Origin of the sequence: Arthrobacter sp. ISL-30, from assembly GCF_018613855.1 — a bacterium.
Classification (GTDB): Bacteria; Actinomycetota; Actinomycetes; order Actinomycetales; family Micrococcaceae; genus Arthrobacter.
Genome location: NZ_JAGGPK010000052.1, coordinates 18,495 through 29,127, shown reverse-complemented (window position 1 = coordinate 29,127; position 10,633 = coordinate 18,495). Strand labels below are relative to the sequence as shown.

Here is a 10,633-nt window from a genome sequence, read left to right as displayed (position 1 = left end):
ATACGAGATTCATGACGGTTTCGGGGGCTGGGAGAGGGGTATAAAAGCAAGACCAAGTGATGAATCCAACGTTGAAGGTGGGGCCACGAATAACCGTCACAAGATGCCCGGCGAGTCATGAAGTGGGGCCAGATATAACCGTCCTACCGGGGCCATCCAAACCTGTCACAGCCAGGCCAGATGACCTTCCTCGCTGAACGCTTTCCTAGCTGGATTGACGTCCTAACCAATACTTCAGGAACAGTCATAGGCGTCCTGGCAGTGTTGAGCATCGGGCGCAGCAAATATGACCCCTAGATCACCGCAAGAAACGCCTTCGTATCCGCAGCCACGCGTTCCGGGCATTCCCACAGCACCAGATGCCCCGTGGCCTCATAGGCCTTCAGCTGGGCGCCTTTGATCCTGGATGCCAGAGTCTCCGCGTGACTCCGGGGCAGGAGTTCGTCGTCTGCACCCCACAGAATCAGCGTCGGCGCAGAAATGCTTCCAACTTCGGTGGGAGGGGTGGCGTCAATCAGCCCATCGAGGATGCCCTTCCAGGCCCTTGCCGGCATGGTGACGCCATCTTGGACGCGGTCATCAATGTACGAGGCAGGAACTGCGTGCAGGAGCGGAAACCAGGACAGCGAATCCCGCACCCACTGTTCGTCAATTGGATCGCTCAGCCTATCCACCTCATCGGCAAAGGACGGCCGGCCCTGCAGACTCAAGGGCGTCCCGACCAGGATTAGAGCGGCAACCTTCTCCGGGTACATCACGGTCAGCTGCTGGGCCACATAGCCGCCGCTTGAAGAACCAAGGACGTAGGCCCGCGGGACGTCAAGGGCCTCAAGGATGGCAGCGACGTCTTCGGCCTGCTCCGCCAGGGAGTAACCGCCGTCGGGCTTGTCGGCTTCTCCCTGCCCGCGTAGATCCGGGGCAAGGATGCGGACATCAGGCAGCAGCGGAATCAGCCGATCAAACGTCTTCCGGGATTCACCCCAAGGGTGGAGGAGCAACAAGCGCGCCCAGGTGTCAGGACCGCTGATGAGGCAAGGCACGGAGATGCCGGTGCGAAGCGCGAGGGTCCGGACCTCGGAATCCATAGGCCCAGATTACGCTTGCGTCCCTCCGGTGCGGCTACCCAAGAAGGACTGACCCTTGAAAACCGGTGTCCGCTTCTCCTGGAACGCCCGGAAGCCCTCCGCGTAGTCGTCGGTCTTGCAGAGGCGTGCCTGCTCGGCGTTCTCCTCGGCCATGGAGGACCACAGGCCTAGGCGCTGGTCACGAATGTGCGCAACAAGCTCCTTGCTCGCCTTGAACGCCTCGGTGGCCCCGGTGGCAACCCGGGACACAATCTCCCTGGTAGCCGGAAGCAGCTCTTCATCGGGCATTGCCCTACTGAACATGCCTTGGGCCACGGCCTCGGCGCCGCTCATCAGCTCGGCCGTGTAGATCAGGTCCAGGGTGCGGTGCATGCCTAGGCGCTCCGTGAAGTACCAGTGGCCACCCGAATCGAGGGTGGCGCCCAGCTTGGCGAACGGCGAGCCGAACTTGGCCTTCTCCCCCACATACACCACGTCCGTGGCCAGCAGGAGTCCCAGTCCTACGCCCAGGCAGGCCCCATGGGCGGCTGCAAACGTGGGAGCGGGGAAACCTGCCATCTTCTGCAACAGAGGCTCCACAAGGCCGCCCAGATACGCCTGGGCATCGTCGCTGTCCGGCGAGACGCCCGAGATATCCCGACCCGCGCAGAAGGCGCGTCCCTCACCCCGCAGGAGCAGCGCCCGCACCTCACCGCGCGAGGCGGCGGCAGCGGCGTCGTCGTACGCTTTGCCCAGCTCCGCGAGCGCATGCTCATCCAGCGAGTTCAGCTTTTCGGGAGCGTTGAGGACCACCTCGGCGATGCCGTCTGCGATGGAGAGGGAGATCATTCGGTTTCCTTAGACGTCGAAGTCGACTGTGACTGATTCGCTGGTCGGGTGGGACTGGCAGGTGAGCACGTAGCCCTTGTCCAGTTCATCCTGCTCCAGCGCGTAGTTTTCGTCCATGGCCACCGTGCCCTTGACCAGCTTGGCCCGGCAGGTGCCGCACACTCCCCCGGCGCACGCGAACGGCACGTCGGGCCGGACGCGGAGGGCCGCGTTGAGGATGGATTCGCGGGCGTGCGTGGGGCTGGCCACCTCGCCCTGCAGGCCGTCCAGCTTGAACGTGATCTTGAAGGTGTCCTTGGACTCGTCCTCGATGACGGGACGGCCGGCGTTGCCCTCCGGACGATCCGGACGACCCGTAGTGAACAGTTCGAAGCGGATGTGCTCGGGATCCACGCCGCGGGCTGCCAGCGTGTCGCGGCACAGCTGCACCAGCTCGAATGGGCCGCACAGGAACCATTCGTCCACGTCCTCGGCATGGATCGCCCTCTCCAGCAGCTGCTGGAGCTTCTCAGAGTCGATCCTGCCCGTCATGAGCGGCGCGATCCGCTGCTCGCGGGACAGCACGTGGTGCAGCGCCAGGCGCGACGGGTACTTGTCCTTCAGGTCCGCCAGCTCTTCCAGGAACATGACGTCCATGGCCGCCTTGTTGGCGTAGATGAGGTCGAAGCGGGTGTCAGGGTTCGAGGCCAGCAGGGTCCGGGCGATGGCAATCACGGGGGTGATTCCGGAACCTGCGGCGATGGCGACGAAGTTCCCGGGCTTCCCTGCGAGCTCCTGCGGATGGTTCATGGAGTTCATGACGTTGTGGTCTACGGCCTGGCCATCCTTGCCATGACGCGAGATGAACGCGCCCTGCGGGCTCATGACGTCCAGGGTGTCTCCCGCCTTGAGCTCCGCGTTTGCCCACGTGGAGAACAATCCACCCAGGTCCTTCTTGATGGCCACGCGGATCTCGCTGGTGCCATCCGGGAAGCTGCGCGGCTCTGCGCAGATCGAATAGCTGCGGCGGATCTCGTGCGGCTCGCCGTTCTCGTCGGCCAGCGTGGTGCGCAGGGCCACGTACTGGCCGGGCAGGTAGTCGTACTGGCCGGCCAGCTCGGCCGGGACACCGAAGGTGACCTCGATGGCGTCGTCAGTCAGCCGGCGGACCTCCGTCACCGTGAGGGTGTGGAAGGACGCACGACGGCGGCTGGCCGTCTGGGTTGCGGTGGTCATCTGGCTTCCTTACAACACTTTGAAGTAGTCGAACGGTTCCTTGCAGTCCTGGCAGACGTAGAGCGCCTTGCAGGACGTGGAGCCGAAGCGGGTAAGTTCCCTGGTGTTCAGCGACGAGCATTGCGGGCACTTCACCGCGAGGCTCAGCCTTACTTTGCCCGCATGGCCGCCCGCCTTTGAGTGGCCGCTGGGTGGGGCGATGCCGTACTCCTTGAGCTTGGCCTTGCCGGCTTCCGTCATCCAGTCCGTGGTCCAGGCCGGGGAGAGCACCAGCTCTACTCGGACATCCGGGTAGCCGACCTCGTTGAAGGCCTTCCGGATGTCGTCACGGATGGCGTCCATCGCGGGGCAGCCCGAGTACGTGGGCGTGATGGTGACCTCAACGGCGTCGTCCTCCATGCGGACATTACGGAGGATCCCCAGGTCCTCGATGGTGAGGACCGGGATTTCCGGATCGCAGACCGTGGCCGCGATGGCCCAAGCGCGTTCGGGGGTCATGGTTTCAATCACTTTGGCGGTCATGATGCTCACCAGCTTGCTCCGGGGTATTCGCGGGCCAGGACCTGCATTTCGGCCAGGATGTAGCCCAGATGTTCCGAGTGCCTTCCCGCGCGGCCGCCTCCCAGGGACTGGGGAACGTCCGGAACGTCCAGTCCGGCTTCGGCCAAGGTTTCGGCAATGCGGTTGTCGAACTCTTGGCGCAGGCTGGAGGGCAACGCTGCCACTCCTCTTTCGGCCAGCCTTGTGGTGAGCTCGTCGTCCTCGAAGATCTCCTCCACGTACGGCCACACGAGCCTCAGGCCCTGGATCATCCGGCGTCGGGATTCCTCCGTGCCGCCGGCCAGGCGCAGGACCCATTGGGCGCTGTGGTCGCGGTGGTAGTCCACTTCCTTGACGGCTTTCGCAGCGATGGCGGCGAGGGTGGGGTCGGCGGATTGCATGAGCCTGCTGTACAGCGCGTACTGGTAGTAGCTGACAACAAGCTGCCGCGCGATGGTGACGGCGAAATCGCCGTTGGGCTGTTCGAACAGGTGTGCGGAGCGGAACTCGTGCTCGCGACGGAAGTAGGCGAGGTCGTCCTCGCTCTTATCCCAGGCTCCGCCGGCGTAGGTGAGGAAGGACCGGGCGTGGCCCAGCTGGTCCAGGGCAATGTTGCCCAGGGCCACATCCTCCTCGAGCTCGGGGGCGCGGGAAATCCAGTGTCCCAGCCGCTGGGCCAGGATCAGTGCGTCGTCGCCCAGGCGCAGCGCATACTCGGCCACATCCTCGCTGGGTTTGGCCGTGCCGCGGCGGACCTCCAGGGCGATGTCCTCCGGGCGCAGGGCGTTGCCCGGGGTGATGCGGGTGGCCGACGCCGAGCCGTCACCGGATGCGCCGGCGCCGCTGACGCCGACGGAGATGTCCCCGTGGCCCTCGTGGGCGAAGTCGGTGTCGTGTTCCATGTTCCCTGAGTTGGCCGTTGTCACAGGTGCTTCACGCCTTCGCTCTTGGTGTAGTACGTGGCATGCCGGTAGTCCTTACCCTGCGGGGACTCGAAGAAGGAGCCCTTCGCGTCCGGGTCGCTGGCGGAGATCGCGTCGGCCGGGACCACCCAAATGGAGACGCCTTCATTGCGTCGGGTGTAGAGGTCCCTGGCATTGCGCAGCGCCATTGCCGCGTCAGGAGCGTGCAGGGAGCCTGCGTGGACGTGGGACAGGCCGCGGCTGGAGCGGACGAAGACCTCCCATAGGGGCCACTGGCTGTGTGAGTGGCTCTCGGTGGTTGAGGTTGCGGGGGTTGAGCTGGCCGAGGCGGCCGCAGCGCGCGAACCCTCGTTTGCCGAGCCTGCCGGTGTCGATTCTCCGGGGAACTCCGGGTTGCCGTGGGGTGTCATGCTGCGTATTCCTTCTCTGCTTGCTTGCGGGCGTATTCGGCCGCTGCCTCGCGAACCCAGGCACCGTCGTCGTGCGCTTGGCGGCGGCGCTCAAGCCGCTGGGAGTTGCAGGGACCGCGGCCGGCCAGGACGTTCTTGAATTCCTCCCAGTCCAGCGGTCCGTACTCCCACTTCCTGGTCTCTTCGTTGTAACGGATGTCCTTGTCCGGGAGCTCGAGTCCCAGGACCTTTACCTGCTCAACGATCATCCCGACGAAGCGGCTGCGCAGCTCGTCATTGCTGAAGCGCTTGATGTTCCACGCCATGGACTGCCTGGAGTTGGGCGAGTCGTCATCCGGCGGACCGAACATCATCAGCGACGGCGCGTACCAGCGGTTTACCGCTTCCTGCGCCATCTGCTTCTGTGCCGGGGTGCCGTTGGAGAGTTCGAGCAGGATCTCGAAGCCCTGCCGCTGGTGGAACGATTCTTCCTTGCAGATGCGCACCATCGCGCGTCCGTAGGGTCCGTAGGAGGCACGGCACAGCGGCACCTGGTTGCAGATGGCGGCGCCGTCGACCAGCCAGCCGATCGCTCCCATGTCCGCCCAGCTGACTGCCGGGTAGTTGAAGATCGAGGAGTACCGGGCCTTGCCGGCGATCAGGTCCTCCATCATCTTGTCCCGTGACTGGCCCAATGTCTCGGCCGCCGAGTACAGGTACAGGCCATGGCCGGCTTCGTCCTGGACCTTGGCCATCAGGATGGCCTTGCGCTTGAGGCTGGGAGCACGGGTGATCCAGTTGGCCTCCGGCTGCATGCCGATGATCTCGGAATGTGCGTGCTGGGAGATCTGGCGCAGCAGGGTCTTGCGGTAGGCCTCCGGCATCCAGTCGCGCGGCTCGATCCGGGAATCCTCCGCAATGATGCGTTCGAAATACGCCTGACCGGCCTTCTCCCGCTCCACTTCCTCCGGGGACAGCTCAGCGGGCACAGACTGCAGATTCTGCGATGCCATGGTTGCTCCTAAATATATACCGACCGTTCGTTCAGAATATGCGGAAGGTCTGGCGGGAGTCAAGCGTTCCTGCAGTCCCTGTGGCCGGTTCCTGGCGTGTTAAGTTGGGAGGACTTCTGTTGGGAAAGCGCTGGCCGTCGCTGGGCGGCCATTGTAGACCCGACGCCGATTGTCGTCCTCCTTCGAAAAGAGTCCCTAGCCGTGGAATCCCCCGCACCGGTCCGCATCCTCACCGTTTGCACCGGGAACATCTGCCGCTCCCCTGTGGCGGAGCGTTTGCTGCAGGCCGGACTCGACCAGGCCGCTCCCGGCGGCTTCGATGTGCGCAGCGCAGGAACGCGGGCCATGGTGGGCGATGCCATCCAGCCACTGTCGGCCGACATCATCCGCACGTACGGGGGAACGCCGGACGGGTTCGCCGCGAGGCAGCTGACACCCGCGATCCTCCGCGACAGCGACATTGTGCTCACCATGGCCGCCCGGCACCGGGGCGAAGTGCTGCAGCTGGACGCCTCCCTGCTCAAGCGCACCTTCACCATTCGCGAGTTCGCCAGGATGCTGGAAGTCCTCGAGGACCGCGGAACTGAAGGCCCGACGTCGGACCTTGCCGCCTTCTGGCGCGGACTGCCTGCACGCGCCGCTTCCGTGCGGCACCTTGCCCTAACGCACGACTCCGCCGAGAACGACGTGATCGACCCCTACCGCCGAGGCCCCGAGGTCTACCGCCAGATGGAGGACGAACTGGCCCCGGCCATCCTCGCGGTCCTGCGCTTTGCCCGCCTGAACACGCCGGTCTGAATTTTTGCGTGGGCAGCCCAACTGGGTCGCAGTTGTGGCCGTTAAAACCCGTTTTGACGACAACAAATGCGAGTCACTTGGGGGCTTGCCGGGCAGGACACGCCTGCGGACTGGGTAGCAACAGCCTCCCTGAAAGGTAGAAACTAATGTCATGGTGGCACCATGAGCAGCGCAGCTAACGGTCCGGAACCTACCCCTGCTGGCGGAGGACAGGGACGACGGCGACCCTTACTGGGCGCCGCCCTGGCACTCTTGCTGGTACTCGGCGTCGTCGTGGCGGCTGTCGTCTTCAACGCGCCGCGATCGTCATCACCAGAGACAGCGCCAACCACAACAAGCGCGACCCCGACCCCAACACCCACAACGGAAACTCCCACGCCCCCACCTCCTCCCCCGCCGCCCCCACCGCCAACGTTGCCGGACCTGGCACCGGCACCCATGAATGTGCTGCTCATCGGCAGCGACATCCGGGGAGTCGCCCGGGATGTAGTTGACAGGTTCAACACCACCGGCGAGCGGCTGGACACGCGCGCCGACATAATGATGCTGATCCATATCCCGGCTGACCGGCACAGGATCTACGGGATCTCGATCATGCGCGACACATGGGTGAACATACCGGGGTACGGGGCATCCAAGATCAACACGAGCCTTGATGTGGGCGGCCCGGGCAAGGTTGTCGAGACAATTGGCGGGCTGCTGGGCACCAAGATCGATCATTTTGTCATGACGGACTTTGGCGGCTTCAGGAACCTCACGGATGCGCTCGGCGGCGTCGACGTCAACGTAACGGTGCCATTTACCTCCACGCACGAGACATTCCACAGCTTCCCGCCCGGCATCAACCATCTCAACGGCCAGGCGGCGCTCGAGTTCGTACGCGAACGCTATGCGTTCACCGACGGCGACTACCAGCGCGTCCGTAACCAGCAGACCTACGTCCGCTCGCTGATGGCCGCGGTGGTTGGCAAACTGGGCGATCCTGTCGGGGCCATCAACATGGTCAACACCTTGGCACCGCACGTCATTGTGGAACCGGGATTCGACATGACAGCCATGGCCACCTTGGCGTACGCCCTTCGCGGCATCGACCCGGCCGCGGCCTTGTTCATCACGCTGCCCACGGCAGGAACGGGCTTTTCCGCCGACGGGCAGTCGATCGTCATTCCGGACTATGGCGGGATCGGGGAAGTCGCCGCCGCGCTGGCTAACGGCACCCTGGATCAATACGCCGCCGCCCGCGGACTGTAGCGGCCCGCTGACTATAGGCCGCCCGCTGACTGTTTATAGCGGCACGCGTTCGGCAGTACTAAGTCCAAGCTGATCCTTCACCGTTACTGGTCCTCATCGGTTCACCGCTGCTGCGGGCAGCGGTGCTTCCGAACCACCATAATTCTGGTCCGCGCACCTGCGGGGGGTGAATATGCAGCGGATCTGCCTGCTTAGTGGGCTCAAGAGCTCGCTGCTGCTTTCGCTGACCGAACCGGGTCATCCCGCGAGGCTTATAAATGGAAAGCAGCACGGCCAGGATCAGCAGAACAAGAGCGCCGCTGGCGTGGATTACCGGGGACCAGCTCTGCAGAGCCTCGTGAGCGGTTTGGGCCTGGTGTCTCTCGCCGGCGGTGGCGGCCAGGTTGGCGACGGTCTGCATATACATGAGCAGGATGCTGGTCGCGATGATATTGATCACGAGCTTGGCCAAGACCCAGTAGTGCCGGAACAGACCCCACGGAGTGACCAGAGACTGGAGGATCCCGGTCAGCAGCGACGCCACGCTGAGGGGCACGAGAACGGCCCACCCGATTACCTGCATTGCGAGCGTACACGCACGAGCCAACTCAGTGTCCGGGCTGGCCACGGAGGTGATGGCGAGGGCGAGAAACGCTGCCACGGCGCCGAGCCAGCCGACCGAGGCGGTGACGTGCGTGACCAGCAAAGCTTTCCGCAGCCCCTGAGCGACCCTCATGACCGGGCAGGAGCGTCAGGGGCCGCAGCGCCGGCCGCGGAGATCGACTCCGGGGTGGCGAGAGCGCCCATGTGGCGACCGGGCCCATGGCCGCTGAGCAGCATGACAACCAGCACGACGGCCAGCACCAGAAGGATTATCCCGGATACCTTCACCCATCGCGGAGTGCGGTGCGCGGCATCGCTGCTGGAAGCTGTGTCGGTCTTATCGCCGGAGTGTTCGGGCCGTTGTGTCATGAGTGTGTCCTTCTGTCGCTGGCCTGGCCGGGGGCTCATCCCAGAGTATCGAGACAGACTGTATTGAACAAGGCGCAGTGTCACGGCTCTGTCATCTCGTATACTGAGGCGGTGCCGAAGCTTTGGAACGAAACGATTGAGGCTCACCGCACAGCGGTGAGGGATGCCATCCTGGACACCACGATGGCTCTCGTGTCCGAGCACGGCTTGTTGTCGGTGACCATGTCCCGGATCGCCAAGGAAGTCGGCATCGGCCGGGCGACACTGTACAAGTACTTCCCCGATGTTGAGGCGATCCTCCTGGCCGAGCATGACCGCCGGGTAGCCAGTCAGCTCGAACACCTTCACGCGGTGAAGTCCGGCGGCGGTGACCCGGGCAGGCAGCTCGAACAGGTGCTTCTGATCCACGCAATGATGGTCAATGAGCATCACGACAGCGTCATTGCCTCTGTCATGCACCAGGGCGGCAGCAGAGGGCACCAGGAGGCCTTCCTGCAAGACCTGCTCCAACAAGCAGCCGATGCCGGAGTGATCCGCACCGACATGCCTGCCGAGGAACTCGCGAAGTTCTGCCTGAATGCCCTCTCCGCCGCCTCGCAAGCACCCTCCCACGCAGCAGTGAAACGTCTAGTGCAGCTCACCCTGGACGGCCTGCGCAAGCCTGAACCGGCCGGTTAGCCCGGCCCCGCCCTCTCGCGAGCTTAGGGGACCGGGCGAGGGCGGGGATGCCTGGTGTGTCGTGCCTTTGAGCTCAGACGGCGTCAGATGGCCGGAAGGTAGTTCCGCCGTCGGTCGAGACAAGGAGTCCTTCGGATGTTGCCGCCCAGATCCAGGGTTTGCCTTCGGATCCGCTGGTCGCGGCGATGGCCATGACCTGACCCTCAAGCTGTCCCCTGGCTGCCCAAGTGACGCCGCCGTCGGCCGAGTATTGAATGGCTCCGTCGGGTTCGACGCCGACGGCCTCGACTTCGTTGGCGAAGGCCGCGAACTGGATCACCGGGGCTGCGCTCTGCAAGGCCCAGGTGATGCCGCCGTCCGTGGACCGCTGGACGCCTCCACGGGTGGTGGCCAGAACGGTGTCACTGAGAGGGTTTCCGGCCAGGACGGCTGGTGTGAAGTCGACAGTGGCCGTTTTCCAGGTCCTGCCGTCCGCGCTGGTGCGCAGGACCCCGTCGAAGGCGACGATTCCGGACCTGGTGGTGGTGAGGGCGTGGAAGTCCGATTCCCCCTGCCGGGAAAGCTGTTCCCAGGTTTTGCCGCCGTCGCTGGTCTTGATCAGACCCATCGGCTCGGGCAGGGAGGAGTCCTTGCCGGGATGCCCTGAGGCGTAGAAAACCCCCTGTTCCTTCGCCGGGGTGAAGCCCATGAGGTCGTTGGTGGGGCCGATCTTGACCGCGGGCTTCCGGGTGACATCGAACAGACCTTCATGGGTGGCCAGCAGGACCTGGTCGGTTTCGGTATTGACGCTTAAACCGTGGACATGGGCGCTGGGAAGAGTGTTGCTGTTCCCGGTCGTGGGTGCACTGTCCGGGGCGGGCGCGGTTGTGCAGGCCGGGATTGATAGAACAAGCGCTGCGGCTGCGGTGGCAGCGGCTAGAAGGCGCCGTGTTGGGGGCAAAGACATGGAGAACTCCGTTGGG

13 protein-coding genes are annotated in these 10,633 nt (G+C 64.4%); 3 read left to right on the top strand and 10 right to left on the bottom strand.

Features of this window, described 5'->3' with window-relative positions; genetic code table 11:
* Positions 1–293: 293 nt before the first annotated feature.
* From J7E82_RS18675 to paaA, 7 genes are read right to left on the bottom strand one after another with little or no spacing between them, the layout of a single operon-like run.
* A complete protein-coding gene (locus J7E82_RS18675) occupies positions 294–1,085 on the bottom strand; it encodes an alpha/beta fold hydrolase (protein WP_214865353.1) in 792 nt (263 codons plus the stop codon).
* Positions 1,086–1,094: 9 nt separating this feature from the next.
* A complete protein-coding gene (locus J7E82_RS18670) occupies positions 1,095–1,913 on the bottom strand; it encodes an enoyl-CoA hydratase/isomerase family protein (protein WP_214865351.1) in 819 nt (272 codons plus the stop codon).
* Positions 1,914–1,922: 9 nt separating this feature from the next.
* On the bottom strand, positions 1,923–3,128 hold the full coding sequence (gene paaE / locus J7E82_RS18665; protein ID WP_214865349.1) for a 1,2-phenylacetyl-CoA epoxidase subunit PaaE: 1,206 nt from the start codon (positions 3,126–3,128) through the stop codon (positions 1,923–1,925).
* A 9-nt stretch (positions 3,129–3,137) separates the two neighbouring features.
* The gene (gene paaD, locus J7E82_RS18660) at positions 3,138–3,650 is read right to left on the bottom strand and encodes a 1,2-phenylacetyl-CoA epoxidase subunit PaaD (RefSeq protein ID WP_214865361.1); all 513 of its coding nucleotides are present in this window, start codon (positions 3,648–3,650) and stop codon (positions 3,138–3,140) included.
* 5 nt (positions 3,651–3,655) lie between these two features.
* Positions 3,656–4,570, bottom strand: a complete 915-nt coding sequence (gene paaC, locus J7E82_RS18655; RefSeq protein ID WP_214865347.1) for a 1,2-phenylacetyl-CoA epoxidase subunit PaaC — start codon at positions 4,568–4,570, stop codon at positions 3,656–3,658.
* A gap of 20 nt (positions 4,571–4,590) precedes the next feature.
* Positions 4,591–5,001 (bottom strand): 1,2-phenylacetyl-CoA epoxidase subunit PaaB, encoded by a 411-nt coding sequence (paaB, locus tag J7E82_RS18650; protein WP_214865345.1) that lies wholly within the window; start codon positions 4,999–5,001, stop codon positions 4,591–4,593.
* On the bottom strand, positions 4,998–5,993 hold the full coding sequence (gene paaA / locus J7E82_RS18645; protein WP_214865343.1) for a 1,2-phenylacetyl-CoA epoxidase subunit PaaA: 996 nt from the start codon (positions 5,991–5,993) through the stop codon (positions 4,998–5,000). The genes paaB and paaA overlap by 4 nt, the downstream gene beginning before the upstream one ends.
* A gap of 201 nt (positions 5,994–6,194) precedes the next feature.
* Between paaA and J7E82_RS18640 the strand changes: the two genes are divergently transcribed.
* Positions 6,195–6,791, top strand: a complete 597-nt coding sequence (locus tag J7E82_RS18640) for a low molecular weight phosphatase family protein (protein WP_214865342.1) — start codon at positions 6,195–6,197, stop codon at positions 6,789–6,791.
* A 162-nt stretch (positions 6,792–6,953) separates the two neighbouring features.
* Positions 6,954–8,042 (top strand): LCP family protein, encoded by a 1,089-nt coding sequence (locus J7E82_RS18635; protein WP_214865340.1) that lies wholly within the window; start codon positions 6,954–6,956, stop codon positions 8,040–8,042.
* A 58-nt stretch (positions 8,043–8,100) separates the two neighbouring features.
* Here J7E82_RS18635 and J7E82_RS18630 read toward each other — a convergent pair whose 3' ends face one another.
* On the bottom strand, positions 8,101–8,757 hold the full coding sequence (locus J7E82_RS18630) for a DUF2269 domain-containing protein (protein ID WP_214865339.1): 657 nt from the start codon (positions 8,755–8,757) through the stop codon (positions 8,101–8,103).
* A complete protein-coding gene (locus tag J7E82_RS18625) occupies positions 8,754–8,993 on the bottom strand; it encodes a hypothetical protein (RefSeq protein WP_214865337.1) in 240 nt (79 codons plus the stop codon). The genes J7E82_RS18630 and J7E82_RS18625 overlap by 4 nt, the downstream gene beginning before the upstream one ends.
* 111 nt (positions 8,994–9,104) lie before the next feature.
* Between J7E82_RS18625 and J7E82_RS18620 the strand changes: the two genes are divergently transcribed.
* Positions 9,105–9,671 carry a helix-turn-helix domain-containing protein gene (locus J7E82_RS18620; RefSeq protein WP_308113955.1) on the top strand — a complete coding sequence of 189 codons (567 nt, stop codon included), beginning with the start codon at positions 9,105–9,107 and terminating at the stop codon, positions 9,669–9,671.
* 73 nt (positions 9,672–9,744) lie between these two features.
* Here the strand turns inward: J7E82_RS18620 and J7E82_RS18615 are convergent, their stop codons facing one another.
* The gene (locus J7E82_RS18615) at positions 9,745–10,617 is read right to left on the bottom strand and encodes a F510_1955 family glycosylhydrolase (RefSeq protein WP_214865335.1); all 873 of its coding nucleotides are present in this window, start codon (positions 10,615–10,617) and stop codon (positions 9,745–9,747) included.
* Positions 10,618–10,633: the final 16 nt, after the last annotated feature.

Bases quoted from the DNA above. Each gene is read 5' to 3' on its own strand.
- J7E82_RS18615 (WP_214865335.1), bottom strand. From the start codon at position 10,617: ATGTCTTTGCCCCCAACACGGCGCCTTCTAGCCGCTGCCACCGCAGCC.
- J7E82_RS18635 (WP_214865340.1), top strand. From the start codon at position 6,954: ATGAGCAGCGCAGCTAACGGTCCGGAACCTACCCCTGCTGGCGGAGGA.
- paaA (WP_214865343.1), bottom strand. From the start codon at position 5,993: ATGGCATCGCAGAATCTGCAGTCTGTGCCCGCTGAGCTGTCCCCGGAG.
- J7E82_RS18675 (WP_214865353.1), bottom strand. From the start codon at position 1,085: ATGGATTCCGAGGTCCGGACCCTCGCGCTTCGCACCGGCATCTCCGTG.
- paaE (WP_214865349.1), bottom strand. From the start codon at position 3,128: ATGACCACCGCAACCCAGACGGCCAGCCGCCGTCGTGCGTCCTTCCAC.
- paaC (WP_214865347.1), bottom strand. From the start codon at position 4,570: ATGGAACACGACACCGACTTCGCCCACGAGGGCCACGGGGACATCTCC.
- paaD (WP_214865361.1), bottom strand. From the start codon at position 3,650: ATGACCGCCAAAGTGATTGAAACCATGACCCCCGAACGCGCTTGGGCC.
- paaB (WP_214865345.1), bottom strand. From the start codon at position 5,001: ATGACACCCCACGGCAACCCGGAGTTCCCCGGAGAATCGACACCGGCA.
- J7E82_RS18630 (WP_214865339.1), bottom strand. From the start codon at position 8,757: ATGAGGGTCGCTCAGGGGCTGCGGAAAGCTTTGCTGGTCACGCACGTC.
- J7E82_RS18670 (WP_214865351.1), bottom strand. From the start codon at position 1,913: ATGATCTCCCTCTCCATCGCAGACGGCATCGCCGAGGTGGTCCTCAAC.
- J7E82_RS18625 (WP_214865337.1), bottom strand. From the start codon at position 8,993: ATGACACAACGGCCCGAACACTCCGGCGATAAGACCGACACAGCTTCC.